Source organism: Rhodococcus jostii NBRC 16295, from assembly GCF_001894825.1.
GTDB classification, from domain to species: Bacteria; Actinomycetota; Actinomycetes; order Mycobacteriales; family Mycobacteriaceae; genus Rhodococcus_F; species Rhodococcus_F jostii.
The window spans coordinates 47,681-73,688 of the sequence record NZ_BCWY01000049.1; the positions used below are offsets into that span (position 1 = coordinate 47,681).

The 26,008-nt window shown below is 68.3% G+C and carries 23 protein-coding genes and 1 pseudogene; 13 read left to right on the forward strand and 11 right to left on the reverse strand.

All coding sequences use genetic code 11. The annotated features are described in order from the left end of the window. Positions 1–16: 16 nt before the first annotated feature. On the reverse strand, positions 17–1,255 hold the full coding sequence (locus RJ1_RS27710; RefSeq protein ID WP_073365733.1) for an MFS transporter: 1,239 nt from the start codon (positions 1,253–1,255) through the stop codon (positions 17–19). Between the two features lie 288 nt (positions 1,256–1,543). Between RJ1_RS27710 and RJ1_RS27715 the strand changes: the two genes are divergently transcribed. Next, positions 1,544–3,070, forward strand: a complete 1,527-nt coding sequence (locus RJ1_RS27715; RefSeq protein ID WP_073365734.1) for a PucR family transcriptional regulator — start codon at positions 1,544–1,546, stop codon at positions 3,068–3,070. 24 nt (positions 3,071–3,094) lie between these two features. Here RJ1_RS27715 and RJ1_RS27720 read toward each other — a convergent pair whose 3' ends face one another. The 3 genes from RJ1_RS27720 to RJ1_RS27730 all read right to left on the reverse strand — a co-directional run bounded on the left by RJ1_RS27720 (position 3,095) and on the right by RJ1_RS27730 (position 9,631). After that, on the reverse strand, positions 3,095–4,456 hold the full coding sequence (locus RJ1_RS27720) for a flavin monoamine oxidase family protein (protein WP_073365735.1): 1,362 nt from the start codon (positions 4,454–4,456) through the stop codon (positions 3,095–3,097). A 51-nt stretch (positions 4,457–4,507) separates the two neighbouring features. Next, positions 4,508–7,690, reverse strand: a complete 3,183-nt coding sequence (locus RJ1_RS27725; protein ID WP_073365736.1) for an NAD-glutamate dehydrogenase domain-containing protein — start codon at positions 7,688–7,690, stop codon at positions 4,508–4,510. Between the two features lie 123 nt (positions 7,691–7,813). After that, complete coding sequence (locus RJ1_RS27730) at positions 7,814–9,631, reverse strand: zinc ribbon domain-containing protein (protein ID WP_073365737.1); 1,818 nt, start codon at positions 9,629–9,631, stop codon at positions 7,814–7,816. 670 nt (positions 9,632–10,301) lie between these two features. On the opposite strand from RJ1_RS27730, the pseudogene RJ1_RS27735 reads away from it, so the two are divergent. Beyond that, positions 10,302–11,738: pseudogene (locus RJ1_RS27735) on the forward strand (IS1380 family transposase). A gap of 145 nt (positions 11,739–11,883) precedes the next feature. On the opposite strand, the gene RJ1_RS27740 reads toward RJ1_RS27735, so the two are convergent. Genes RJ1_RS27740 through RJ1_RS27750 form a run of 3 tightly spaced genes read right to left on the reverse strand, consistent with a single transcriptional unit; the run spans position 11,884 to position 14,457 of the window. After that, positions 11,884–13,047, reverse strand: coding sequence for an MFS transporter (locus tag RJ1_RS27740; RefSeq protein WP_073365738.1), 1,164 nt, complete (start codon positions 13,045–13,047; stop codon positions 11,884–11,886). A 1-nt stretch (position 13,048) separates the two neighbouring features. Further along, complete coding sequence (locus RJ1_RS27745; RefSeq protein ID WP_073365739.1) at positions 13,049–13,513, reverse strand: hypothetical protein; 465 nt, start codon at positions 13,511–13,513, stop codon at positions 13,049–13,051. Between the two features lie 14 nt (positions 13,514–13,527). Next, positions 13,528–14,457 (reverse strand): AEC family transporter, encoded by a 930-nt coding sequence (locus RJ1_RS27750; RefSeq protein WP_073365740.1) that lies wholly within the window; start codon positions 14,455–14,457, stop codon positions 13,528–13,530. A gap of 141 nt (positions 14,458–14,598) precedes the next feature. Here RJ1_RS27750 and RJ1_RS27755 point away from each other — a divergent pair, with 141 nt between their 5' ends. The 3 genes from RJ1_RS27755 (at position 14,599) to RJ1_RS27765 (ending at position 16,793) form a co-directional block, all read left to right on the forward strand. Next, complete coding sequence (locus tag RJ1_RS27755) at positions 14,599–15,651, forward strand: serine hydrolase domain-containing protein (RefSeq protein WP_073365741.1); 1,053 nt, start codon at positions 14,599–14,601, stop codon at positions 15,649–15,651. Between the two features lie 80 nt (positions 15,652–15,731). Then, a complete protein-coding gene (locus tag RJ1_RS27760; protein WP_240319946.1) occupies positions 15,732–16,121 on the forward strand; it encodes a DUF6153 family protein in 390 nt (129 codons plus the stop codon). A gap of 72 nt (positions 16,122–16,193) precedes the next feature. Continuing rightward, positions 16,194–16,793 carry a DUF305 domain-containing protein gene (locus tag RJ1_RS27765; protein WP_073365756.1) on the forward strand — a complete coding sequence of 200 codons (600 nt, stop codon included), beginning with the start codon at positions 16,194–16,196 and terminating at the stop codon, positions 16,791–16,793. Between the two features lie 58 nt (positions 16,794–16,851). Here the strand turns inward: RJ1_RS27765 and rpsR are convergent, their stop codons facing one another. From rpsR to rpmB, 4 genes are read right to left on the reverse strand one after another with little or no spacing between them, the layout of a single operon-like run. Continuing rightward, positions 16,852–17,106: a 30S ribosomal protein S18 gene (gene rpsR, locus RJ1_RS27770; protein ID WP_009478875.1), complete on the reverse strand. Its 255-nt coding sequence runs from the start codon at positions 17,104–17,106 to the stop codon at positions 16,852–16,854. Between the two features lie 9 nt (positions 17,107–17,115). Beyond that, positions 17,116–17,421, reverse strand: a complete 306-nt coding sequence (gene rpsN / locus RJ1_RS27775) for a 30S ribosomal protein S14 (protein WP_073365743.1) — start codon at positions 17,419–17,421, stop codon at positions 17,116–17,118. A gap of 12 nt (positions 17,422–17,433) precedes the next feature. Then, positions 17,434–17,601, reverse strand: coding sequence for a 50S ribosomal protein L33 (rpmG, locus tag RJ1_RS27780; protein WP_073365744.1), 168 nt, complete (start codon positions 17,599–17,601; stop codon positions 17,434–17,436). Beyond that, on the reverse strand, positions 17,601–17,837 hold the full coding sequence (gene rpmB / locus RJ1_RS27785; protein WP_073365745.1) for a 50S ribosomal protein L28: 237 nt from the start codon (positions 17,835–17,837) through the stop codon (positions 17,601–17,603). Before rpmB ends, rpmG begins: the two co-directional genes overlap by 1 nt. 97 nt (positions 17,838–17,934) lie before the next feature. Between rpmB and mrf the strand changes: the two genes are divergently transcribed. The 8 genes from mrf to RJ1_RS27830 all read left to right on the forward strand — a co-directional run. After that, complete coding sequence (mrf, locus tag RJ1_RS27790) at positions 17,935–19,197, forward strand: ribosome hibernation factor-recruiting GTPase MRF (protein ID WP_073365746.1); 1,263 nt, start codon at positions 17,935–17,937, stop codon at positions 19,195–19,197. Positions 19,198–19,310: 113 nt separating this feature from the next. Beyond that, the gene (locus tag RJ1_RS27795) at positions 19,311–19,919 is read left to right on the forward strand and encodes a trimeric intracellular cation channel family protein (protein ID WP_073365747.1); all 609 of its coding nucleotides are present in this window, start codon (positions 19,311–19,313) and stop codon (positions 19,917–19,919) included. Between the two features lie 69 nt (positions 19,920–19,988). Beyond that, entirely contained in the window at positions 19,989–20,675 is a 687-nt protein-coding gene (locus tag RJ1_RS27800) for a response regulator transcription factor (RefSeq protein WP_073365748.1), read from the forward strand. Continuing rightward, on the forward strand, positions 20,675–22,153 hold the full coding sequence (locus RJ1_RS27805) for a sensor histidine kinase (protein WP_073365749.1): 1,479 nt from the start codon (positions 20,675–20,677) through the stop codon (positions 22,151–22,153). The genes RJ1_RS27800 and RJ1_RS27805 overlap by 1 nt, the downstream gene beginning before the upstream one ends. 128 nt (positions 22,154–22,281) lie before the next feature. After that, positions 22,282–23,772 carry a trypsin-like peptidase domain-containing protein gene (locus tag RJ1_RS27810; protein ID WP_073365750.1) on the forward strand — a complete coding sequence of 497 codons (1,491 nt, stop codon included), beginning with the start codon at positions 22,282–22,284 and terminating at the stop codon, positions 23,770–23,772. Next, positions 23,772–24,332, forward strand: coding sequence for a MogA/MoaB family molybdenum cofactor biosynthesis protein (locus RJ1_RS27815; RefSeq protein ID WP_073365751.1), 561 nt, complete (start codon positions 23,772–23,774; stop codon positions 24,330–24,332). Before RJ1_RS27810 ends, RJ1_RS27815 begins: the two co-directional genes overlap by 1 nt. A 665-nt stretch (positions 24,333–24,997) precedes the next feature. Then, a complete protein-coding gene (locus RJ1_RS27825) occupies positions 24,998–25,681 on the forward strand; it encodes an MspA family porin (RefSeq protein ID WP_073365752.1) in 684 nt (227 codons plus the stop codon). Between the two features lie 72 nt (positions 25,682–25,753). Further along, positions 25,754–26,008, forward strand: a 255-nt coding sequence (locus RJ1_RS27830; protein ID WP_174695027.1) for an MspA family porin, incomplete at its 3' end; no start/stop codon positions are given.

The following is a 26,008-nucleotide window of genomic DNA, read 5'->3' on the forward strand; positions in this document are numbered from 1 at the left end:
GTTCTCTCTCTTTCCCTCAGACGACAGTCGAGGTGGTGTACCGGGCAGTGGGATCCTGTCCGGGTAATGCGGAGGCCTGCTCGGTGCGAGTCGAGAGTCGGGCGATCGCGACGATCGGCACGAGCAGGACGAGGCTGATGCCGGCGAGGACGAAGCCGAACGCGACGTAGCCGACCGCGCCGGTCACGAGGGTCCCGAAGAGCGGGGCGAACGCCGAACCCACCAGATAGGTGCCGAGCAACGGGGCCGACCAGCGGCCGGACGAATCCGTTGCGGCCGCGATGGCCACCACGTAGATGAAGGCTGCGGCGTACACGGTGTTCCAGGCGATGATGAGCACCAGATACGCGGTCGAGTCGGTGGCCAGGCACGAGCCCAGTTTCAGGGCGGCGCCGAGGACGAGGAGGACGGCGGTGGGTGCGGTGCGTCCGAGCCGCGAACCGAGCGCGGTGAGGACGAGGGCGGCGCCGATGCCGCCCGCAGTCGAGAGGCTGAGGGCGAGCCCCATCTGCTGCTCCGTCAGGGAGGCGTGCTCGGCGCCCATGATGCCCGACACCGCCCACAGCGAGTCCTCGCCGATCGCCCAGATCGCGAAGAGCACGAGGAGCGAGAACCCGGCGACGGCCAGTTTCTTCTCGGTGACGCCCTCGGGCAACGGGGTTCGGGTGTGCGCCGCGCTCGGCTGGTCGTCGTCGACCGCGGGGGCGGACGGCAACCAGGGAATCGTGAAGGCCGTGGCCAGCGCCAGCACCGCGACGATCCCGAAGGCATTGGTCATGTGCAGTCCGAGGATCGGGATCAGCGCCAGGACGCCGGTGACGGCGGTGCGGTTGACGAGTCCGTTGATCCCGGACACCCGGTTCGGGTTGTTCAGCGCGGCGAGTGCCGCGCCGCCGACCGCCACCGCGCCGCCGGCGCCGATGCCGCCGACGATGATGGCGACGCACGCGACCGGTGCCGAGTGGATGGTGGCGGCGACGGCGAACCCGGCGGCCATGACGACGAGGCTGACGCGGCCGAGCAGGTGGCGGGAGCGTCCGGACGCCCACCGGGTGGTCGCGAGGCAGACGAGGGCGGTGGCCAGCAGGGAGCCGGTGAGGACGGCGCCGGCGACGGTCTGGGTGACGCCGAGATCGTCGACCATTGCGATGATCATGAGCGGGATGAGGTTGGCCGTGATGTAGCCGACGACGAAGATGCTGAACGTGGCGATTCCACGGCGGAGTGTCAGGGGGACGCGGGTGGCGGCGGTCACGTGGGGTTCCTGCGGTGGCACAAGGACAACTCCGTGTCTCGGGTGGCGGCCCGCGTGAGACGTGGGTCACTTAGCGAATGGGATTCGTTAAGTATGCGGAGAGCTCGCCCTGTACGCAAGGGGGCAAACGAACTCAATTCGTTAATGTTCCGTTTCGGCGTTGTTCGAGGTCGGCGTCTGACACAATGGAGTAGCCGTTCGTGTCCAGCTGGCCAACTTGTCCAGCGCCATCCCGATTCCGACCGGTCAGGGTGACACGGACCAGACCGCAACCGCGCAGGAGCCGACATGACCGTCCCCGTTCGCTGGATGTTGTCCCAGCCGGACCTGGCTCTCGAACTGAAGGGCGGCGCCGCCGGTCTCGGCAACGAGATCACGTTCGCCCACACCACCGAACTGCAAGACCCCTTCCGATGGCTCTCCGGCGGAGAACTGCTCCTCACCACCGGCATCCGGCTCCCGCTGACCGCCGCCGACCGGGCCCGATACCTGCGCGGCCTCGGCGACGCCGGGGTAGCAGCGGTCGGGTTCGGCACCGGACTCTCCCATCCCGAGGTGCCCGCGGATCTGGTGGCCGTCGCCGACGAGATCGGACTGCCGCTCCTCGAGGTGCCGTTGCCGACTCCGTTCGCGGCCGTGGTCAAGAGGGTCATGAACCGTCTCGCGGAGCAGGAGTACGAGGCGGTGCTGCGGGCATCGCGGGCGCAACCGCGGATGACGCGCGCCGTCATCCAGGGCGGCACCGGCGCCACCGTGCGCGAACTGGCCGTCGCCACGGCGGCCACCGTCCTGCTCCTCGACCTGTCCGGGCGGGTGCTGGAATCGCATCCGGCGCAGCCCACCGAGGACGTGCTCGGGGAACTGCGGGAGGTGCTCGAGGCCGGCACCGGCGGGGCGTCGAGCAGTGTGTCGCTGGCGCGGTCGGGGGCGTCGATCACGGTGCAGCAGATCAGCGTCGGCAGCACACCGCACGGCCACCTCGCCGTGATCAGTCCCACCGCGCTCAGTCACGTCGACCAGATCCTGCTCGGTCACGCGAACTCGTTGCTCGCGTTGGACTTCGAGAAACCGGTCCGGCTCAGGACCGCGCAGAACCGGCTCAATTCCCACGCCCTCGGTCTGCTGCTCACGGAGGATCGCGATCTCGCCCCCGCCTGGTCGCAGATCCGGCACGCCGCGGACACCGACGGGGTGGTGCGCGGACTCACGGTGGTCGCCGAGACGCCTGCGCTCGCGGACCGGGTGGAGGTCGCGGTCGCGGTGGCCATGAACAAGGCCGGACGGCAGCTCTTCTCCCGCCGTCAGGATTTGCGGGTCACCGTACTGCTGAGGGGAACCGACGACGTCGACTTCGCGCGGACGATGCTGCGCGGACTGTCCGCGCCGGAGCGGAAGGGGATTCGTGCCGGGTTGAGCGGGAGGCGGGAGGTCGCCGGACTCGTGGCGGCCATCGAACAGTCCCAGCTCGCGGCGTCGGCTGCCGAATCGGGGGCCGAGCCGCTGGAGTTCGCGGCGCTCACCGGCAGTGCGCTGCTCGCGTTCAGCGCGACGCGGGAGGTGCTGAACTCGTTGGCGGACACGATGATCGCACCGATCGACGACTACGACCGGACCAACGGCACGGAGCTGCTGGGGTCGTTGCGGGCGTTCCTCGAGGCGAACGGGCACTGGGAGTCGGCGGCCGCGGCGATGGGCGTGCACCGGCACACCCTGCGCAGCCGCATGGCGCGCATCGAATCGCTGATCGACTGCAGGCTGGACGTGGCGCGGGTGCGCGCGGAACTGCTGCTCGCGATCATCGCCCGGCAGTCGTGACTGCCGGGCGATGACCGGACGGGGTTACTTGCCGAGGCGGGCGGCGATGTCGGCGGCGGTGCGCTGACCCATCCGCACGGCGCCGTCCACGTGCTGGTAGCCCTCGGCGGCGATGTCCGAGCAGGAGAAGTGGATCGGGCCGACCGGCGTGCGCGTGTCCGCCCCGTACCGGTGCAGACCACCGAGGTCGAAGCTCGCGGCGTACGCGCCCCGGGTCCATTCCTCGGATCCCCAGTCGGACTCGTAGTACACCACCGGCTCCGCGGCCTTCGGTCCGAGGTAGCGGGCGAGCGAGCCGAGAATCGTTGCGCGACGCTCCTCCTCGCTCAGCGCGAACATCGCGTCGGCCTTCTCGTCCGAGACGAAGGCGACGAGGGTGCCCCGGGTGTCCTCGTGGTTCGTGTTGTCGTACACCTCCTGGACGACCTCGGAGGCGCCGAATCCGGTGCCCGCGAGTCCGTCTTCACGCCAGAACGGGGTCTCGTACACGGCGTGCACCTTGATGACGAGTCCCAGCGACTGGTGCTGGTGCATCTGGTGCTGGCGGCGCGGCAGCGGCGGGTCGTAGGAGATGCGGGAGTACAGGTTCGGCGGGACGGCGAGCACGACGCGGGACGCTTCCACGCGAATGTCCCCGTCGGCGAGGACGACCGCGCCCTGCTCGCTCCACTGGACGGTGCGGACGGGGGCGTTCAGGAAGACGTCGTCACCGAGAGCCGCCGCCATCCGGATCGACACCTGCTGCATGCCGCCGATGACGCGCTTGTCGAGGATGAAGTCCTCGTCCACCAGGTGCGAGAACGATCCGGCGGACGCGGCCATGAGGACGGCCTGCAGTGCCGAGAACGAGTGCGCCGGCTTGGTCAGCATGCCGCCGGCGATGAACAGGCCGATGTTGTCGCGGGCCTCGGCGTCGTCGGACTGCTCGATCAGCCAGTGCTTGAACGAGATCGTGTCCAGTTCGCGGGCCAGCGGGTGCGCCCACGGCTCCTCCGCCCCCACCTGCGCGGCCAGGTCGTCGAGGATCTGGATAAGCCGGTCCATCTCCTTGCGCGTCGTCTCGTCGACGGGGAAGGACTCGCCCGTGTAGCGGGTGCGCTCACCGGCTGCGGAGATGTAGACGGACTCACCCTCGCGGTAACGGTCGAACGTCTCGAGGCCGAGTTCGTCGAGAAGCGAGATCAGCGTCGTCTGGTCGGGGGAGACCCACTGGCCGCCGATCTCCAGCATCGCGCCGTCGATGGTGTCGGTCCAGGTGCGCCCTCCGACGCGGTCGCGCGCCTCCAGGACCGCGACGGACAGCCCCGCCTTGCGCAGCGCGGTGGCCGCGGCCAGACCGGACGGGCCGGCACCGACGATGGCGACATCACGTTGGAGAGTAGGCACTTTCGAGCTCCTTTGGTTGAAGTGCTTGAGGTGGACGAATGGTGGATCTGGTCAGTGGCGGGTGAGTGCGAGCGACAGTTCGGCGTCGATCACGCAGATGCTCGAATTGTCCACGCGGTCGTGGCTCCGCAATTCGCAGAGCATCTGGGCCAGACGGTCGGCGGCGGTGGTGTGTTCGGTCAGCCAGCCGGCGACGGCGTCGGCGGCGGACGTCGCGGGGGAGGCGTCGCGCAGCACGAGTCCGATCAGGCCGTGCCAGTGCTCCTGCAGGTTGTCGACGAGGACGGCCCCGGCCATCGCCTCCCAGTACGCGGTCCCGGTCTCGCCGACGGAGAACCGTTCCGACAGCCAGTCGAGTCCGACCACGCGGCCGAACTCGCGGTACGTCTCGGCGACCTGCGTGATCGGCAGGCCGAGCGACTGCGCGGTGGTCTCCAGCGCGAAGGCCTGCGCGAGGATCCGCAGCGTCCCGAGGTCCTGGGCCGGTGCCCCGGTGAGGCGGGGCAGCGCGGCGGCGAGTTCCTGGACCGGCTTCGCGAAACGCTCGATGAGCGCCTGCGCATCCGTGCCCGCGGTGCGGTGCCGCAGCAGCCACGACGTGGTGCGCTCGATCAGGTCCTGGATGCCGAAGTGCAGGTTCAGCCGGGTGCGGTGGGACGCACCGGGCAGGGTGAGGACCTCGTTCCACAGGCGGTCGATGTCGAACACCTGACGCACTACCGCGTACGCGACGGTGATCTCGGGGGTGCCGACGCCGAGGCGCTCCTCGAGTCGGTGGATCAGGCCCGGACCGACCCGGTCGATCATGTCGCCCGCCACGAGCACGGCCACGATCTCCCGGGCGAGCCGGTGACCACTGATCTGCTGGGGGACGCGCTCGCGGATGGACGCCGGGAAGTAGTCGGCGAGCACACCGTCGAACACGGCGTCGTCGAGGACGGGGGAGGCGAGCAGTTCGGTGACGACGAGGTTCTTCGACTGTGCGAGCAGAACCGCGATCTCGGGCCGGACCAGACCCTGGCCGGCGCGGTGCCGCGCCGACAGTTCCGCCGCCGACGGCAGGACCTCGGCGGCCCGGCTGATGCCGGCGTCCCGCTCGAGGTTCTCGATGAGTCGCTCGTGCCGCCCGAGCAGGAACGGTGCATGTACTTCGGCGAGGCTGATGGCGAGCGTCTGGGAGGCGGCGTCGGCGAGCACCGATTCGCCGATCTCGTCCTGGACCCGGGCGAGCAGCGTGTTCCGTTCCGCGGCGGGGAGTTCACCCGACGCCACGGCCGCGTCCAGCGCGACCTTGAGATTCACCTCGCGGTCCGAGGTGGCGACGCCGGTGGCGTTGTCGATGAAGTCGGCGTTGATCCGGCCGCCGTGCAGCGCGTACTCGATGCGGGCGCGTTGGGTCAGACCGAGGTTGCCGCCCTCGCCGATCACGGCGGCGCGCACGTCGGCCGCCTCCACCCGGACAGCGTCGTTGGCGGGGTCGGCGGCGTCGGCGTGAACCTCCGTCGACGCCTTGACGTACGTGCCGATTCCACCGTTCCACAGCAGGTCGACGTCCGCGGTCAGCAGCGCCTTCACCACCTCGTGCGGAGGCAGTTCGGTGGCGGTGACGCCGAGGCGTTCACGCACCTGCGGAGACAGCGGGATCTTCTTCGCCGTCCGCGGCCACACGCCGCCGCCCGCCGACACGAGGCTGCGGTCGTAATCGTCCCAGCTGCTGCCCGGGACGGTCGCGAGGCGCTCGCGCTCCCGGTACGAGGCCTCGGAATCCGGTTCGGGATCGAGGAAGATGTGCCGGTGGTCGAACGCGCCGACCAGTCGGATCGCGCGGCTCAGCAGCATGCCGTTGCCGAACACGTCCCCGGACATGTCGCCGATACCGACCACGGTGAACGCGTCCGTGTCGACGTTCTTGCCCATCTCGGCGAAATGCCTGCGGACGGACACCCATCCGCCGCGCGCCGTGATGCCCATCGCCTTGTGGTCGTAGCCGGCGGAACCGCCGGACGCGAACGCGTCACCGAGCCAGAACCCGCGCCGCGTCGCAATGCTGTTGGCCAGATCGGAGAATCGGGCGGTGCCCTTGTCGGCGGCCACCACCAGGTACGGGTCCGCGTCGTCGTAGATCACGGTGTCGCTGGGATGCACCACCTCGCCGTCGACGATGTCGTCGGTGACGTCGAGCAGTCCGTCGATGAAACTGGTGTACGCGGCCCGGACCGCGTCGGGGGTCGTCTCGGTGCGCACCACGAACGCGCCCTTCGCGCCCATCGGGACGATCAGCGAGTTCTTCACGTGCTGCGTCTTCATCAGACCCAGAACCTCGGTGCGGAAATCGTCCTTGCGGTCCGACCAGCGCAGGCCGCCGCGCGACACCGGGCCGCTGCGGACATGGCTGCCCTCGACGATCGGCGAATGCACGAAGATCTCCCGGTAGGGAGTCACGGCCGCGGACAGCGACAGCAGCGACGGGTCGATCTTGAACGCCGCCGGGGCGGCGCTGATCGTGCGGTCGTGTCGAAACCAGTTGGTGCGCAGCACGGCCGACGTGAACGACAGCAGTCCGCGCAGCAGGCGGTCCTCGTCCATGGTGGCGGTGCGGTCGATCGCCGCGAGCAGCACGCGCTCGGCATCGGCGACGGCGACGTCGCGGTCGGCTCCGGCCACGGCGGGATCGAAGCGGGCGGTGAACAGGTCGCGGAACCCGCGCACGAAGTCGCTGTGCCGCAGCAGGATCGCCACGATGTTGGGTTCCGACAGTCCCAGCCCCACCTGGCGCAGGTAGCGGCACGCGGCCCGGACCAGGACGGCGTCCGTCCACGTCAGGTTCGCTGCGGCGACGAGGCGGGTGAATCCGTCGACCTCCAGGTGTCCGGCGGCAGCGGCCTCGAAGGCGTCGGACAGCAGACCCGGAGTCTCGGCGTCCCAGGCGAAGTCGCCGGTGCTGAAGTCGAACCGGTGGACCATCGGGGTGCCGGACTCACCGGCGGGCAGCTGCTCGTGGGACGCCACCTGCAACCCCAGGTCGGCGAACAGCGCGACCAGCTCGGCGAGCAACGGGGTGCCCTGCGGCCACACCATGACGGCGGCCGGCTCGGGCAGTGCATCCGCGGAATCGACGAAACGCAACCGCGGGGTGGTACCTCCGGACGCCAGGACCGCGCTCGACACGGCGTCCTCGTCCCGGCGTGGACGGGGTGTGTCGGTCGTGCTCGGAATGACACCGGTAAAGCTCATCGTGTGGCTCCTGACCCCTGATCTGACGAACTGTGACTGGAGACCAGTGTGTCGAGGAGAGACGCACGCCACATCCGACGAAGTGGAGCGTCGTCCGGCGACGGACGCGACGTTTCGGAGCGTCTACGTAGATCTCACACTATCTGCCACTAGTATGGCGGACGCCTGAGATGTACGTGTGTCGCGGCTACCGGTATCACCGTGCGGTGGTGTGGGTTTGACCGTGTCCCACACCGACGCTTGTGGTGCAGGAACATGCTGTTTCGGATTCACCCCCAACCGCTGTGTCACGTCAGGGAGGCTGCGGCGGACCCGGCGGTGCCGTGGTCTGCTCGGGGTGGGACCGTGCTTGTCCCGGCACTGGCGCACTAGCGCATGTTTGGCCGCCCGGACCGCGGGCATCTGCCCCCGCCGACGAGTGACGTTGTTCTTGCCGAGCAATGCGCGTTTGGCCAGGTTCACCCCCGCCACGTGGTCGCGGTTACCACCGACCCGGCAGCGAGGACACCACGCGTCGTGATAGCCGCCGGGGCGGGAGAGCGGTTCGTCGCAGCCCGGACACTGTGCGGAGGATCCCCGGGCGGGCACCGAGACCACCGTGATGCCGAGACCTGCGGCGGTGTGCGCGAGCGCGGTGGCCGCTTGGCGGCGGGCGGACTGCGCGGCCCGATTGTTGTTCACCCGTCCGTGTCCGCGGGTCTCGAGGGTGGTGAGATCCTCCACCGCGATCACCTGCGCGCCCGCCGCGGCGGCGTACTCGGTGACCTGCCGGGCGAAGTCGAAGGCCAGTTCCCGGTTGATCTTCCCCCTCTTGATACCCACCGCGGTGCGGTGCGCGTCGAGGACGGCGATCTTCTCCTCCAACTCGGCGCGGACCTCGGGTGGGGCGGTGGCGGACAGCCGTGTCAACCGGGCCGCCTTGGCGTGCAGCAGCTGCCCCTCCGCTTGCAGGCGCGCCAGTTTGATCCCGAGGCCGCGGTCGTCGTAGGTCCAACCCCGGAAGTTCGAGGACAACCCGCCGGAACCCTCTGCCACGATGGCGGCGGCACCCAGAGTGGTCGGTGACCAATCCACCCCCACAGCGACCGTGGCCGAGTCCAGGTCGGCTGCCGGGACGAGTTCGGTGGCCGCGCACCGCCACAGCAAGCCCCGGTGGTCGAGGACCAGGGTCGGCAGATGCCAGTCGGTGATCGCCCTGCCGTATAGATGCTCGGGGATGGTCGCGGTCAGCCGGACACTGCGCCACTGCGCCCGCCCGGCCGGGGTCGGGCAGGTCGGCAGCTTCACCGTCAACACCAGCTCACGCTCCGCCACGGTGATCTGCGCGAGTTGCCGATCGGCGGCCGACAGTTGGGCCATCGCCGCCATCCGGGGTGGTCCCTGCACGTCGGTGATCCGCAATCGGGTCGACTGCGCCCCGTCGGTGCGGCGGGCGTGTGCGGCGAGCTGGCGTCGTACTCCTCGAGCGAAACCCGACGGCACAGCGTCGCCCGGCCCGGTCGGCGGTGCCACAGCCCCGGTGGCCGGGTCGAATCGGGCCGACAGCGCCGTGATCGCGGCATCCCGGTAGGCCAGGGTCCGCAGGGTCGCCATCACCTGCGCCGTCACCACCCGCGTGACCCGTGACGGCACATAGATTCCGTCCGGGTAGATCGGAGTCCAGCCGAGGCGGGCCGCGGCGACATGGCCCTGTGCGGGCAGCCTGCGGTCCTGGCGGTCCAGGCCGGCGGCGAGCAGATCGAACGTCGCCGGCTGCCACAGTCGTGACACCAACTCGCCACCGGCACTGGCAATCAGGTTGAGCAGCCACCCCACCCGGGTGTCGACGTCGTCGAGGCCGATCGGCTCGCCGGTCGCGTCGTCGACCGCCACATGGGCGCGGGTGGTCACCGAAAACTGCCGCGCAGCAACCGCAGTCCGACGATCCCCGCTGGTACTCATCGGTTACCCCGACCCCCACCGTGCTGAGGCGTCGCCCCGCCGCCTGCGCTGATTCCGCGGCCGGCAGCACCGCCGGGAAGCGACACCAACAACACCCATGAAGTCATCCACCAGCTCCTTTACCAGCAACATGTCGCCCCGATCGCGCCCAACCCGGACAGTAACCCCCGCCTACGACAAAGAACGCTCGATCCACGCCACCAACGAACCCGGCCAACCGGTCTCGCCCGGTTTTCCAGCGATGACTCTTGCCCTGCGGAGTCCGGCACCGGGTAATACAGCGCTTCCACCCGTTCCCGGCGCCACCGAACCCGTCGCGGGCCTGCCCAGGTCAACGTCCAGATCCGCGCGATCAAATATCCGGTGCCCGCACCGGTACGCCGAGACGGCAACCGACCCTCGACGCCGCCTCACGCACCCCGCCACCGACATGCCCAGGTACTCCGAAGCCTCACCAATCCACCTGCCGCAGATAGTAATAGCTACTATGAGATAGTCACAGAAATTCGATTAACATCGGGAAGCCTGTGAGTACTTGTTAACCGCGGCGGTTAATCCTGAATCCACCGATGCGGTGTCGGGGTAGGTGAGTCGAAACGGCGAGATGCCCTTGCGTGCTGACAGAATTGGACTTCTCACAGAACCAGTTCGATCGACACGCATCTCTAGGGTGCAACTATCCCATACCCGCCCGGTGAAGGCCGCGGCGTTCGACGACCGCAACCTCCTCGCCTCGGCCGGCCTGATTCCGGCGCTCGGGTTGGCACACCAATGTGGCCTGGAAGCCTTGGCGGATGTGCATGTGTCGGTGCCGACCTATCGGGGCGCGCATGCGGGCCGGAGGGTGTCCGCACTGGTCGCCGGGATGGTCGCGGGCGCCGACAACATCAACGACATGGCAGTGTTGCGGCACGGCGCCATGCCGACGGTGTTCGACCGCCCGTATGCCCCGTCGACGCTGGGCTCGTTCCTGCGGTCGTTCACCTTCGGGCACGTCCGCCAACTCGACGCCGTCGCCACCCGATTCCTGTGTGGCTTGGCCGAACGGACACCGCTGGTCGTTGGTCCCGAACCAGGTGGGCGGGTGCTCGTCGACCTCGACGCTCCCCCAAGCACTTCGTGCAGGGCGGTACCCCCGCCATCGTGCCGGTGCACGGGCACGGCAAGCAGGGGTCGGGTTACGGATATACGGGGGTCCAGGGGTTGAACGCGTTGATCGCCACCGCCACCGCCACTTACGACAGGCGGGCTCCGGTGATTGTCGGGCAGCGTCTGCGCCGCGGCGGCTGCGGATCCCCGCGCGGGGCAGCGCGGATGGTCACCGACGCCGTTTCCGCAGTCCGCCGCCTGCACCCGCGCACACCGGGTGGGGTGTTGGTGCGGGCCGATTCGGCGTTCTACGGGCACAAGATGGTGTCCGCGGCGATCCGGGCCGGGGTGGATGTGTCGGTGACCGTGCGGATGACGGCGAAGGTGAAAGCGGCGATCGCCGCCATCGACGAGACGGCGTAGACACCGATCGAATACACCGACGCCGTCTACGACGAACCGAGCGGCCGGTGGATCCCCCGGGCCGAGGTCGCCGAGATCGACTTCACCGCCTTCACTCGGCTCGCGTCCGAGCGGACACCGGCCGGTTGGTGGTGCGCCGCATCCCCGACCTCAATCCCCAGGCCGGGGACGGGCAGAGCGGCTTGTTCGATACGTGGCGTTTCCACGCGTTCTTCACCCTACCGACCCGGCGATGCTGGACACGGTGACCGCGGACAAGGTGCATCGCGGGCACGCGATCATCGAGCAGGTTCACGCCGATCTGAAGAATTGTGCGCTCGCGCACCTGCCCTCGGGGCGGTTCGCCGCCAACAGTGCCTGGCTGGTGCTGGCGGTGATGGCGTTCAACCTCACCCGCGCTGCCGCCACCATCGCCGGCACACGGCTGGCCAAGGCGACGACCGCCACCATTCGCCGCACCCTCATAACCGTCCCGGCTCGGATCGCTTCCTCGGCACGCCGTCTCACCCTGCATTTGCCTCGGAACTGGCCCTGGGCAACCGAATGGAACCAACTCTTCACCAACACCTGGAGACGAAAACCGCAGGCCACCTAGTCCGCCCGGCCACCCCCGGCCCCGACCCGAAAGACCCAGTGGAACAATCCGACACCGCGGTTGGACGATCACCCACACCCATAGAGCTCACCAACGCCCACAACCGGATCCGTCACCCGACCAACACCCCATCGGTGGATCCAGGTTAAGAAGTACTCACAGCTCGCCAGGTGGAAACCGCCGCGGTACCCAGCAGGCCGCCGGTGATCACGAAGATCGACGACGTGCCCGCGACCCCGGCCGCGGCGCCCGCGGCCAGCGGAATCAGGACCTGCCCGAGCCGGTTGCCGGTCAGCCGCAGCGACAACGCGGCCGCCCGGTTCGCGGCGGTGACGAGTCCGGCCACCCACGTCATGGTCAGCGGTTGGCCGATGCCCCAGAAGAATCCGGCCACGACGAGGAGCAGCGCCATCCCGACCGGGTCGGACACGAACGGCAGCAGCGCGGTGGGCAGCGCCGAGCACAGCGTGGCCGAGATCAGCAGTCTGCGCCGCGGCACCCGGGTGAGCAGCCACGGGAGGAACGCGCGCGACACGATGGACGCCGCGGTGCGTGCGGTCAGCAGCAACGTCACCAGGAGGACGCTGAAACCGAACTCGTGCCCGAGCACCGGGAGATACGCGACGACGACGTCGACCGATGCCAGCACGATCAGACTGCTGAATACCGCAGGCCGCATCCCGGTCGTCGAGATCATGCTGAACACGGACTGCCGGTCGCCGGGCGACGGCGACTCCGCGGTCTGCGGGCGTTCGCGAATCGGCCAGGCGAACGGGATCGCGGCCAGCGACACCACACCCATCACCGTCAACGCGAGAGTGGTCTGGACGACGCCGCCTCCCGAGCTGCCCGCCGCGATCAGACCGACGAGCGGGACGCCGACGGCCTGTCCCATCGAGACGCCGAGCGTCAATCCGGCGAACCCCCGGTCCAGTTCACCCGGTGGGGAGAGGAGCGTGATGAACCCCTGTCCGGCGACGGTCACGAGGATCTGCCCGAACCCGAGGACGACGTTGCCCAGCGCGAGGACGATCAGGTCGCCGCTCGCCGCGATCACCAGAACACCCAGCGCCGTCAGCAGCACACCGGTCCGCAGGACCGCGGCGGCGTGCCGCCGGTCCACGGCGCGTCCGATCCGGACCGCGACGAGGAGGGGCGCCAGCGAGAACAGGGCAGTGACGACGCCGATCGTGACAGCGTCGCCGCCGAGCGCGAGAACGCGGTAGGAAACGAGCACGCGGACAGCGTGATAGACGGCCTGGAGGAGAGCAGTGGCGATGCAGACATTGGGGAACCAGTGCTTCACCAGGTCACCCGTTGATCACCTGGCGATTGCCGAGTGGCGCCTGCAACTGGACCTCGAGGGTGCCGAACACCGCGACGAGGATGCACATCTTGTCGGCCGCCTCCGGCAGTGTGCCGGTGCGCAGCGAGATCGTGACGGTGGTGTCCGTCTCGGCGACCGTCGCGTCGGCGCCGTAACACTCCGGGGTTCCGGTGACGAAGTGGATTGCCACCTTGTTGCCGTCCGCGCGCGACCACGACTCGAACGGTGTCGGATTGGCCCGGACGATGTCGGGGCGTGGTTCGAAGACGGTGCCGAACTCGTCGCCGGGCACTTCGGAGGGAATGGGCATCCCCGAGGACGGGTTGGTGGGACTCGGATCGACTGCGGACGCGATCTCCGGGGGAATCGTCGGTTCGTCGGTGCTCGAACCGGACCCGCATCCGGCGAGGGCGAGGCAGGCCAGCACTGCGAGGGCGATTACGCGCATAAGCCACGGTAACCTCATCCCGCGAGCAGGCCGGAGACCAGCGCAATCCCCGGAATCGCAGCCAAAGTCGTGACGAACGCGGTGTCGCGGGCCAGCACCGTTCCCACCCCGTACCGGCTGGCGTACACGAAGACGTTCTGCGCCGTCGGCAGTGTCGCCACCACCACGATGGCGAACAGTTCGTGGCCGTCGAGCCCGAGCAGGTACCGCGCCATCAGGTAGGCCAACACCGGCTGCACGACGATCTTCAGCACCGACGCCAGCGCGACGTCCCGCCGCGGACTGGTCCCCTTCTCCAGCACCCGCACCCCGTACAGCGAGATGCCGAACGCCAGCAGCGCACCCGGCACCGACGCGCCGCCCATGAGCCGGAACGGCTGCATCAGTGCCTCGGGTGGTGTCCAGCCGACGAGTGCGATCAGCAGTCCCGCGGCGCCCGCCACGACGATCGGGTTCTTGAACGGCGCTGTGACCGTCTCGAGCCGTGAGGCGCCGCGCCGGAGCGTCGTGACGTCGAGGATGGTGAGGGCGATCGGGGAGTACGCGATGATCTGGAACAGCAGCAGCGGAGCCACGAACGAGGCGTCGCCGAGCACGAAGACGGCGATGGGAATGCCGAGATTCGCGGAGTTCACGTACGACGCCGACAGCGCGCCGATCGTCAGTTCCGGAAGGGACCTGCGTAGCCACACCTTCGCGACCACCATGTACAGTGCGCCGACCGTCAAAGCCGTGGCCGACGCGACGGCCAGGGTGGGCGAGAAAATCACGGAGAGGTCGGACGATGCGAGCGAATCGAACAGCAGCGCCGGTGTGGCGACGAAGAACACCAGCCTGCCCAGGACGGATTCGCCCTCCGCGCCCAGCGTCCCGCGCCGGCCGAGAATGTAGCCGATCGCGATGATCACGAATATGACGGTGAATCCCGCAACCACTCCCGACACGCTGCGGGGCACCTCCTCGACAGGTCGGCCTCGTGTCGGCAAACCTTCCGAAGTCTAGTGCCCGGCGTTCGGGTGGGTGACAATTGCCTCCGGTCGGGGAGACCGTCTGCACGCGCGTTCCGCCGTGCCCGAGGAGCCGCAATGCTGCGTCGAACGACCGTCTTCTGTGCGCTGCTCTGCGCCTGGACCCTCGCCTGGGGTGCGGCCCCGGTGGCGTCGGCGCTGGCCCCGCCGTCGAGTGGCGACCCGCACCTGATCGCCCTCGCCGGGCAGGTCCTCGGACGTAGCTACCGCGAGAACGTGAGCGTCGCGTACATCGACGCGTCCGGCACCCGGTTCGCGAACTTCGGGGCGACCGAAGACACCGACTTCGAGATCGGTTCCGTCACCAAGACGTTCACCGCCGAACTGTTCGTCGACGCCGTCGGCCGGGGCGAGGTGCGGGAAGACACGAAGGTCGGGGACCTGCTGCCGCTGCAGGGTGCACCGGTCGGCGACGTGACGTTGCTCGAACTCGCATCCCACACGTCCGGGCTGTCGCAGTTCCCGATGAGCACCGACACCGTGCTGGCTGTCGGGCACTGGATGGTCGCGTCCAACCCGTTCACCTACGACCGTGACACCCTGCTGCAGCAACTGCAGTCGGCGCCGCTCACGACCCGCGGCGTGTACTCGTACTCGACCGTCGGCTTCGCGTTGCTCGGCCAGGCGCTGGCCGCGGCCGCGCACACCGACTACCCGTCGCTGCTCCGCGAGCGCATGCTCGTCCCGCTCGGACTGTCGCAGTCGTGGATGCCGCTCACCACCGCCGACCTGCCCGCGGACGTGACCCGCGGGTTCGACGTCCTGCACAGGTCGCAGGACCCGTGGCCGCTCGACGCGTACGCCCCTGCCGGCGGGTTGCGGTCCACGGCGAACGACATGTCGCGGTACGTCCGGGCGCTCCTCGACGGCATCGTCCCCGGGAGCACGGCCATGGACGCGCGCTGGATCGGCGACAACTATCGTGCGCTGACGTGGTCGATCGTCCCGTTCGAAGGCCGCGACTACACACTGCACGGCGGTGCGACGGGCGGCTTCCAGTGCACCGTCGTCCTCGACCGCGAGAACGATCGCGGGCTCGTCATCCTCACCGACACCATCGGCGGACTCGAGCAGCAGGGTCTGGAGATCCTCGCCCACACCCCCATGTGAGTGTTTTCGCGTCCCGGGGCACGCATTGCCACTCACGTGCCCGGGTACCCCCAATGGGTATGTCCGGTTACAGTGGTGGCGTGGAGACGGCAGCAGTGCGGAGGCGCACACTCGTGGCGCGCGCGGCTTTGCTACTCACTCTCGCCGCCGGTGTGCTCCTGATGCACAGCCTGATCGCCCCGACCGCGATCGCCGCGACACATGAGCAGCCCTCGATCACCGCGTCGCACACCGAAGACCCCCACGACTGCGGTGGTGACGGCTGCGAGCAACCGCACCTCACCGGACATCAGTGCGCCGGCGTGATCGTGGTCGTCGTAGCGCTGACGTCGGTGATGTTGCTGTGGTGGCATGCGGGGGATCCCGTGGCGCGACGGTCGCGGGTGAGTGTCGACCGCGTGCAGTCGGGCCGCGGACCACCATCGTGGACGGTGTTGTCGCTGGCCGAACTCTCGATTCTGCGGGTGTGACGGGGAGCCCGGGGCCGTGTGCCCCGGCGGCTCCGACTGTCATATTCCGAATTTGATCTCGAGGAGTTCCTCATGCGTACCACCAAGACTGCCCTGATCGCCGCCGCGGCAGGCGCCGTTCTCGTCCTCGCCGGCTGCAGCACCGGCGCGTCCGACTCGTCCGCCGCACCGTCGACGCCCACGACGTCCGCGGCCGAATCACAGGCGCATTTCAACGATGCCGACGTCGCGTTCCTGGACGGGATGTATCCCCATCACGCCCAGGCGATCGAGATGGCCGACATGGTCGCCGGCCACACCGGCAACGCCGACGTCGTCGCTCTCGCCGCCGCCATCAAGGCGGCGCAGCAACCCGAGATGGACCGGATGACCACCTGGCTCCAGCAGTGGGGGCAACCGGTCCCGGCGTCCGGCACGTCGGGCATGCACGGCATGCACGGCGACGGCGACGGAATGATGTCGGCCGATCGGATGGACGCCCTGACGGCGCTGTCGGGCGCGGAGTTCGACCGGCAATGGCTGACCATGATGATCGAGCACCACGAGGGCGCGATCGACATGGCGAACACCGAACTGGCCGACGGTGAGAATCCGGATGTCCGGCAGATGGCCACCGACATCGTGGCCGCCCAGCAGAAGGAGATCACCGACATGCAGGCACTGTTCGGCTGATCGACACAGCAAAAGGCCGCGTAATCCGAGGATTACGCGGCCTTTTCGCCTACGTGCGTTACCGGCTCGTGAAGGGCAGCAGAGCCATCTCGCGGGCGTTCTTGACGGCGACGGCAACCTGACGCTGCTGCTGCGGGGTCAGGCCCGTGACGCGGCGGCTACGGATCTTGCCGCGGTCCGAGATGAACGTGCGGAGGAGGTTGATGTCCTTGTAATCGACATGCTCGATCTTGGCCGCGAACAACGGGTTCTTCTTGGGCTTGCGGCCCTCGACGGGACGCGGCTTCTTCGACGGTGCTCTCTTGACTGCCATCTTCTTCCTTTACCAGCTCGACTTGTGGACGCCTGGCAGCTCCCCGCGGTGCGCCATCTCGCGAACACGCACGCGAGAGAGCCCGAACTTCCTCAGGTGGCCGCGCGGACGTCCATCCGCAGCGTCTCGATTGCGCAATCGTACCGGACTCGCGTCGCGGGGTAGACGCTGCAGTGCCGCCCGAGCCTCCGCGCGCTCGTCTTCGCTGCTCGACGGTCGGCGGATCGTCTCCTTCAGCTCCGCGCGGCGCTCGGCCCAGCGTGCCACGACGATCTTGCGCCGCTCGTTCTTCGCGATCTTCGACTTCTTTGCCATGTGCGGTGTCTTCTACTTCTCTTCTCGGAAATCGACGTGCTTCCGCGCGACGGGGTCGTACTTCTTCATCACCAGCCGGTCCGGGTCGTTGCGGCGGTTCTTGCGGGTCACGTACGTGTACCCGGTGCCTGCCGTCGACTTCAGTTTCACGATCGGGCGGATCTCGTTGCGGGCAGCCATCAGATTTTTTCCCCGCGAGCGCGGATCCGGGCGACGACAGCCTCGATGCCGTCCCGGTCGATCGTCTTGATGCCCTTGGCGGAGAGCGTGAGGGTGATCCGCCTGCCTTCGCTGGGCAGGAGATAGGTCTTCTTCTGGATGTTCGGATCCCAGCGCCGGTTGGTGCGCTTGTGGGAGTGCGACACGGACTTGCCGAATCCTGGCTGGCGTCCGGTCACCTGGCAGTGCGCCGACATGGGGCGTTCCTCTCTGTCCCCTCACGGACACACCGAGAGGGAGATGACAATCATTTTCGACAACGACGAATTTCCAATGTAGCGTTCCGAACACGTAATGACAATCGTTATCGAAAGGGTGCTCGTGAGTGAGATACTCGACGGCCGGACGCCGCTGATCCTGGTATCCGGGTGGAACGGCCGCACCGAGGACGTGGCGCGGTCGCTGCTCCGCGACGGCACCGTCGTCGTCCATCACGACCTCGACCTCCTCCACGAAGGCGTCGTGCGCCGCACCGTCACCACACTGGAGTCGGGGGCACCGCGCGAGCGCCTCGGCATCCTCGAACTGGCGCACGGCTGCATCTCGTGCACGCTGCGCGAGGACCTTCTTCCCTTGCTGCGTCGCCTGCACGCCCGCAGTTCGGTGCAGCGCATCGTGCTGCACCTCGACCGCCGACTCGAACCCGAGGCCGTCTGCTGGGCGGTCGAACACGTGTCGGTGGCCGGGGTGGTGGGACAGATCGACGGACCGGCCTCGCGGGATGTCCGCGTCGACGGCGTCGTCACCTGCCTCGACGCGGAGTCGTGGCTGGCCGACGCCACCGGCGACGACGCACTCGACGACGACCGCACCGTCGCTCAGGTGACGGTCGGACAGGTGGACTACGCCGACGCCCTGGTGGTGTCGGGCAGCGCCGGCGACGGCTGGCAGCAGGCCCGGCTCCACGCCGTCCTGGCCCGGCTCGCACCCGGAGCGCCGATCCTGTGGGGCGGGGACACCCTCGACATCGAGCGGTTGCTGCTCCGCATCCCCGCCGACGCACGACGCGGCGAACCGACCCACGCCCACTCACCGCTGCTGCGGGGCCAGCCACCCCTGTCCCACGACTGCGGGGTAATGCTCGTCGAGTTCACCGCCACCCGGCCGTTCCACCCCGAGCGACTGCACGAGGCGATCGACGTGCTGCTCGAGGGCGTCGTCACGTCGCGTGGCCGGGTATGGGTGGCGACGCAGCCTGACGAGGCGTTGTGGCTCGAATCCGCCGGTGGGGGATTGCGGGTGGCGAGCGCCGACCGCTGGCTGGCCGCGATGACCCCGGAGGAACAGGAGCAGGTCGGGGTCGCGCGCCGGGCGATGGCCGCACTGTGCTGGGACGAACGGTTCGGCGACCGGCACACGTCGATGGTCGCGCTGGTGCATGCAGCCGACCCGACCGAGATCGACCGCACGCTTCAGTGGGCGCTCGTCACAGACGACGAACTCGCGGACGAAGACGGCTGGCAGTCGTGGCCCGACCCGTTCGGGCAATTCCACGAAGACCCCTGCGAGAGCAGCGAACCACCCGATGGCGCTACGCGCCCCGTGAGTACTTCATAACCGCCCGCGGTTAACAAGTACTCACGGGTCGACGACGAAGGAGGAGACAAAGGTCGAAGCCGGGATCGGTGGACCCGGCCGGGAAATGACCCGCCCCGTGCGAACCTTGGCGGGTGCTGCTGTACATCCTGGAACTGGTGGGCATCGCGGTGTTCGCGGCCTCGGGCGCCCTGGTCGGGGTGACGAAGCGCCTCGACATCTTCGGTGTGTGCGTGGTCGGTGTCTTCACCGCGCTCGGTGGCGGCATCGTCCGCGACGTCCTGCTGGGCATCCATCCGCCGACGTCGCTGGGCAGCTGGCCGAACCTCGGCACGTCGCTCGGCATGTCGTTGCTGGTGTTCTTCCTCCACTCGACTGTCGGGCGGCTTCGCCGGGAGATCCTGGTGCTGGACGCGCTGGGCATGGGCCTGTTCGCGAGCACGGGCGCGGTGATCGCGCTCGACCACGGGGCGAGTCCGCTCGCCTCGTGCCTCATCGGCGGCACGACGGCCATCGGGGGCGGGATCCTGCGCGACGTGCTGGTGAACGAGGTCCCGCTGCTGCTGCAGCGGGACTTCTACGCGGTGCCGGCACTGCTCGGTTCGGCGCTGGTGGTCGTGGTGAGCGAGTGGGGTGCCGGGACGGATGTGGCGATGGTGGTGGGCACGGTGTTCGCGTCGGTGCTCCGGTTGCTCGCGCTGTGGCGGAACTGGGGCCTGCCGGGTCCGCGGGTGCTCGAGTGACCGGTGTCGGCACTCACTGAATGAACCCTTCTCAGACATATCTCAGTTGATCGGGCCAAACTGTCGGGTATGCGCATTTTGGTGGTCGACGACGATCGCGCCGTGAGGGAGTCCTTACGGCGCTCCCTGAGCTTCAACGGGTACTCGGTGGAACTGGCCGTCGACGGTATCGATGCTCTGGAGAAGGTGGCGACCGCGCGTCCCGATGCGCTCGTGCTCGACGTGATGATGCCGCGCCTGGACGGTCTCGAGGTGTGCCGCCGGTTGCGGAGCACCGGCGACGACCTGCCGATTCTCGTGCTCACGGCGCGCGACTCCGTGTCGGAGCGGGTGTCGGGGCTGGACGCCGGCGCCGACGACTACCTTCCGAAGCCGTTCGCCCTGGAGGAGTTGCTGGCCCGGCTGCGCGCGCTGTTGCGCCGCGCCGCTCCCGAACCGGGCATCGATTCGGAGAAGATGACGTTCGAGGACCTCACGCTCGATCCGGTCACCCGCGAGGTGACGCGGGGTGAGCGGTCCATCAGCCTGACTCGGACCGAGTTCTCGCTCCTCGAGATGCTGATGGCCAACCCGCGCCGGGTGCTCACCCGCGGCCGCATCCTCGAGGAGGTCTGGGGGTACGACTTCCCGACATCCGGAAACGCGCTGGAGGTCTACGTCGGGTACTTGCGTCGCAAGACGGAGGCGGACGGGGAGACGCGCCTGCTGCACACGGTCCGCGGAGTCGGCTACGTCCTGCGGGAGACCCCTCCGTGATGGCAGTTCCGTTCCACAAGACCGCCGGCAAGTCGGGGTCGGCGAAGTACGACGCGCACCACATTTCCCGGCACCCCACAGGCCCGATTCCGTTACCGCCCGAGATGCGCCCTCCGATGCCGTTGACGCGGTCGGTGTCGTTGCGGTGGCGGGTCACTCTGCTCGCGGCGTCGGTCGTGGCGATCGCGGTGGCCGTGATGGCGATCGCGGCGTACGCCGTGGTGTCGCGCGCCCTGTATGCCGATGTCGACAATCAGTTGCGGACCCGCGCGTCGGCGCTGATCGACAGCAATCTCGTGACGTTCGATCCCCGCTACATCGCGGGCGCGACGTTGTACACGACGGACATCAGTGTGGCGCTGATCTTCCCGGACCTCGACACGTACACACCGCCGGGGTCCAGCGTGCCCATCGGCGACCCCGAACTGTCCGTGGCGCGCGGCGAGCGCGACACGTCGTTGCGGACGGCGGAGAACCAGCGGGTGCTGGCGCAGCGCACCCAGGACGGCAGCACGCTGGTGATCGCGCAGCGGCTGGCACCGACCGGCGCTGTGCTCGACCGCCTGGCCTGGGTGCTGTTCATCGTCGGCGGGTGCGGCGTGGTCCTCGCCGCCGCGGCGGGAACGACGGTGGGACGCACCGGTCTGCGCCCGATCGCCCGGCTGACCGCCGCCACCGAACGCGTGGCCCGGACCGACGACCTGACGCCGATGCCGGTGACGGGCAACGACGAACTCGCCCGGCTCACCGAGAGTTTCAACACCATGCTGCGGGCGCTCGCGGAATCACGGGAGCGGCAGAGCCGCCTCGTCGCCGACGCGGGACACGAACTGCGGACGCCGCTCACGTCGTTGCGTACCAACATGGAGTTGCTGATCGCGTCGAGTCGCCCTGGGGCGCCGCATATTCCGGACGAGGACATGGCTGAGCTGCGCACCGACGTGGTGGCGCAGATCGAGGAGCTCTCACAGTTGGTGGGCGACCTCGTGGACCTCGCCCGCGAGGATGCACCGGAAACCATCTTCGAGAGAGTCGATCTCAGCGAAGTGGTGGAACGGAGCCTGGAGCGGGCACGCCGCCGCCGCAACGAGATCGATTTCACCGCCGTCACGGTGCCGTGGTTCGTGTACGGCGACCACGCCGGGTTGTCGCGTGCGGTGCTCAACGTGCTCGACAACGCCGCGAAGTGGAGTCCGACGGGTGAGCAGGTACGGGTGGCGATGACCCCGGGCGGCGACGGCCTCCTCGAACTGACCGTCGACGACGCGGGCCCGGGCATTCCCGAAGAGGACCGGGAGCTGGTGTTCGACCGCTTCTACCGGTCCACGGCGTCACGTTCGATGCCAGGCTCGGGGCTGGGGCTGGCGATCGTCCGGCAGGTGGTGATCAAGCACGGCGGCACGATCGCCGTGGACGTCTCCGAACGGGGCGGTGCGCTCATCCGCATCGTCCTTCCGGGTGAACCCGAAGCGGAATAGCGTTGGCGTCAGGGTCTCGGCAAACTTAAAGGCCGGTCTCAGGACCTTCTCAGTCCCAGCGGGCACTCTCGTAGACAGAGACGGTGCGGCTGCCCCTGCGGGCGGTCGCAGGAGATGGAAGTGATGCGATGACCGAAGATCGAAACAGTCACGACGGCGGTAGCCGTGACAACACCGGCGGCGACCAGGGCGCGCGCCCGGACCAGCCGGGCCACCCTCAGTCGACTCCGGCTCACCACCCGACCGAAGCGTTCCCGGCCACCCCGCACAACCCGGGCGGCCCGATGGGCCAGCAGGCGTACGGCGCGGGCGCGGGCGGCTACCCGCAGGGCAACCCGTACGGCCCGCCGCAGCAGCCCACACAGCAGTTCGGACAGCCTCAGCACGGCGGTCCGGGACATCCGGGTCCCCAGCACGTGGCCGGGCAGCACGCGGCGCCTCAGGGCCCGTTCCCCGGTCATCAGGGCCCCGGACAGGTCGGTGAGGGATCGACGGCGACCGTGACCAAGCGACCGGCCCGTACTGCCATCGTCGTGGGCGCTGTGGCGCTCGCTCTGGTGAGTGGTGGCATCGGTGGTGTGGTGGGGTCGCTCGCCACGGACCGGAACGGCACGGGCGCCGTGGTGACCAATTCCCTGGACGCTCCCAAGAACAACACCGCGACCCCGGCCGCGAACGCACCGGCAGGTTCGGTGCAGGCAGTCGCGAACAAGGTGGTCCCGAGCGTCGTCCAGATCGAGGTGGCGACGGCAGGCGGTTCCGGCGGAGAAGGATCCGGCATCGTCATCTCGTCCGACGGCATGATCCTCACCAACAATCACGTGGCAGGCGCGGCAGCCAAGGGCGGCAAGCTCACGGTCGCCTTCTCCGACGGCAGCACGGCGGACGCCAAGCTCGTCGGCGCCGACCCGGTGTCCGATCTCGCGGTCATCAAGGTGGACGGGAAGACCGACCTCACCCCGATCGAGCTGGGAACCTCCGGCAACGTCCAGGTGGGGCAGCAGGTCGTCGCGATCGGTTCGCCGCTGGGTCTGGCGGGCACCGTCACCGAGGGCATCATCTCGGCGCTCAACCGTCCGGTCTCCACCAGCGGTGAGTCGGGCAACCAGAACACCGTCATCGACGCCCTGCAGACCGATGCGGCGATCAACCCCGGCAACTCCGGCGGCGCCCTGGTCAACATGGACGGCCAGCTGATCGGCATCAACACGGCCATCGCGAGCATCGGTGGTTCCGGTGCCGGTGAGCAGAGCGGCTCCATCGGGCTCGGCTTCGCGATCCCGGTCGACCAGGCCCGGCGTATCGCGGACGAGCTGGTGAAGACCGGCAAGGCCACCCAGGCCGTCATCGGGATCCAGGTCCCGTCGCAGGACGCCGCCAACGGTGCCACCGTCGTCGAGGTCACGGCGGGCAGCCCGGCGGAGAAGGCGGGAATTCCGAAGGGGTCGGTGATCACCAAGGTCGACGACCGGGTCATCACCAGTGGTGACGCGCTCATCGCCGCCATCCGCTCACACGCACCGGGAGACAATGTGTCCATCACCTACACCGACGGGAACGGGTCGAACTCCAAGACCGTCGACGTCACGCTCGGAACCGCCGAACAGGGCGGCCGCTGATGAACACCGGGATTCTCGGCCAGGTCGAGTCCGTTCTGGGCGGGGCCACTACGGTAGGGACCATGGACATCGAAGCCTCGCTGGCCGGCCGCGCGCTGGTGGTAATCGTCGACGACCGCACCGCTCACGGTGACGGCAAGGACTCCATCGGACCCCTGGTGACAGAGTTGCTGAACGAGGCAGGCTTCATCGTCGACGCCATCGTCGCGGTGGCGGCCGACGAGGTGGAGATCCGCAACGCGCTCAACACCGCGGTCATCGGCGGCGTCGACCTCGTCGTCTCCGTCGGCGGCACCGGCGTGTCGCCCCGGGACGTGGCCCCCGACGTCACCGCCGAGGTCCTCGACCGCGAGATTCCGGGAATCTCGGAAGCCCTCCGGTCTTCCGGTCTCGCCGCCGGTTCGCTCGACGCGGGTCTGTCCCGCGGGCTCGCCGGAGTGTCCGGCAGCACACTCGTGGTAAACCTCGCCTCGTCCCGCGCTGCGGTCCGGGACGGCATGGCCACTCTGACGCCGCTCGCGGCACACGTCATTTCCGAGTTGTCCGGTCTGGAAGGCTGAGGCGATTTCTCGTTCCGACGAGCCGGACTCGCACAGCGAGCCCGACGAGCAGGTAGTTCCGAGCCGGGCCCCGATCGACAGGGCCCGGCTCGAGCGCATCTTCGGGGACGTCTTTCCCGACGCCACCGCGGACGAACGCGGACAGGACGAGCCATCTCAGTATGTGGACAAACGCGACGAGTCCGAGGAGTGGATTCGGCGTCAGGTTCCCCCTCACCACGGGTAGCCGCCTGGTTGAAATCTGGATGAATTTAAGTGTTGTTGGTAGTAACGGAAAAAGTTGCGCCAGGAAAACTACTGGTAAACCCGGATTTCATTCGCGTCGTCCCAAAGCGGGGCTACCCGTAGGTAACGGTCCGTTTCAAACTTTGTGAGGCACATCACAATTGCGTCACGAGCTGATCACGTTGCCCAGGTTCTTAGCTCAGGTTAATGTCCCTGACGAGTCAGTACGAAGATGGAGGGCGGGGCGTGGTGCCACGTCGTTGCCCGGACGAGCCTCCTTGTGAGGTTTGTCTCTGGTGTCGAAATTCTGGCAATTGGTCGTCCGCAGTTAACGCTGCGGACACCTCTGCTGCGAATACTGCGCTGGGCCCGAAATGGACCACTCCTCAGTTTCGATCGTCGAGGCTGGGAACCTGCTTGAATCCTGATGAGGGGAACGAATGAGCGAGAACCGCAAGTCCGGCCTGCGCCGTGGCGCCCGTATTGCAGGCCTGGGTGCTGCTGCGGCTGTTGCACTCGGTTTGATGTCCACTGGTGCGGCGAGCGCGGATACTTTCATCCCGCTGCCTGATGGTTCGAAGGCCGGCCCGAATGTGACGTTGACGCGCACTGCGGAGAGCGCTCTGTCGTCGCCGTCGTTGGCTTCCAATGGTGCCGGTCGTGTGGCGTGGGTGTCGGGAACCGTGACTGCTGATGTCAAGGGCATCAAGGAGGTCACCGAGGTTCCGGACGCGAACAGCACGACGAACAATGCGGGTACCTACAACGGTACGAATGGGACGACGACGCATGGTGTTTCGCGGGTGTCGACCGGGTACATCGTGGGTTGCCAGGTGGACATCACCGGTCTGTCGGCGAGCCCGTCGTTCTCCGCGGATCTGTCTTCGTTGACGCCGAGCCTCGGGCTGTCGGTTCCGTTGAACTCGGGTGAGATCAAGTACGTGCCGATCGCGGCGAAGGACATCAAGAAGGACGGCGTGTACGCGCTGCAGTACCAGGATGCGGAGCTGCAGGTTCAGAAGTGCGGTGGATTCGCGCAGGCTCGGTCGTACTCGGTCGTGGAGATCGTGGGTAACGACTACTCGAAGACCGTTCTGTACGGTGCGCCGTTCAGCATCGGCTGATTTCGGTCTCTTTCGCAGTTCTTCCCACCCACTTTCTCGCGTGTGCGAGGTTTCTATCCCTGAGAGGGAACAATGATCATCAACCGTAAGAACGGTGTGCGTCTGGCTGCGGTCGGTGCCGCTGCTGCCGCGACCATGGGCTTCTTCTCCGTCGGTGCGGCGAATGCCGATACGTTCGTTCCGCTGCCCGGTGGTTCGATCACGCAGACGCTGGCTGACGGCACCGTGGTGACGGTGAACCTGACGGACGAGAGTGCCAACATTTCGCCGTCGATGGGTTCGACGCCGTTGCACCGCAACGTCTGGGTGAACGGCAAGGCCTCCGTC

Coding starts and splice junctions, on each gene's coding strand:
- RJ1_RS27715 (WP_073365734.1), top strand. CDS start 1,544: ATGACCGTCCCCGTTCGCTGGATGTTGTCCCAGCCGGACCTGGCTCTC.
- RJ1_RS27725 (WP_073365736.1), bottom strand. CDS start 7,690: ATGAGCTTTACCGGTGTCATTCCGAGCACGACCGACACACCCCGTCCA.
- RJ1_RS27730 (WP_073365737.1), bottom strand. CDS start 9,631: ATGAGTACCAGCGGGGATCGTCGGACTGCGGTTGCTGCGCGGCAGTTT.
- RJ1_RS27745 (WP_073365739.1), bottom strand. CDS start 13,513: ATGCGCGTAATCGCCCTCGCAGTGCTGGCCTGCCTCGCCCTCGCCGGA.
- RJ1_RS27755 (WP_073365741.1), top strand. CDS start 14,599: ATGCTGCGTCGAACGACCGTCTTCTGTGCGCTGCTCTGCGCCTGGACC.
- RJ1_RS27765 (WP_073365756.1), top strand. CDS start 16,194: ATGCGTACCACCAAGACTGCCCTGATCGCCGCCGCGGCAGGCGCCGTT.
- rpsR (WP_009478875.1), bottom strand. CDS start 17,106: ATGGCAGTCAAGAGAGCACCGTCGAAGAAGCCGCGTCCCGTCGAGGGC.
- rpsN (WP_073365743.1), bottom strand. CDS start 17,421: ATGGCAAAGAAGTCGAAGATCGCGAAGAACGAGCGGCGCAAGATCGTC.
- rpmG (WP_073365744.1), bottom strand. CDS start 17,601: ATGGCTGCCCGCAACGAGATCCGCCCGATCGTGAAACTGAAGTCGACG.
- rpmB (WP_073365745.1), bottom strand. CDS start 17,837: ATGTCGGCGCACTGCCAGGTGACCGGACGCCAGCCAGGATTCGGCAAG.
- mrf (WP_073365746.1), top strand. CDS start 17,935: ATGACAATCGTTATCGAAAGGGTGCTCGTGAGTGAGATACTCGACGGC.
- RJ1_RS27800 (WP_073365748.1), top strand. CDS start 19,989: ATGCGCATTTTGGTGGTCGACGACGATCGCGCCGTGAGGGAGTCCTTA.
- RJ1_RS27805 (WP_073365749.1), top strand. CDS start 20,675: ATGGCAGTTCCGTTCCACAAGACCGCCGGCAAGTCGGGGTCGGCGAAG.
- RJ1_RS27810 (WP_073365750.1), top strand. CDS start 22,282: ATGACCGAAGATCGAAACAGTCACGACGGCGGTAGCCGTGACAACACC.
- RJ1_RS27815 (WP_073365751.1), top strand. CDS start 23,772: ATGAACACCGGGATTCTCGGCCAGGTCGAGTCCGTTCTGGGCGGGGCC.
- RJ1_RS27825 (WP_073365752.1), top strand. CDS start 24,998: ATGAGCGAGAACCGCAAGTCCGGCCTGCGCCGTGGCGCCCGTATTGCA.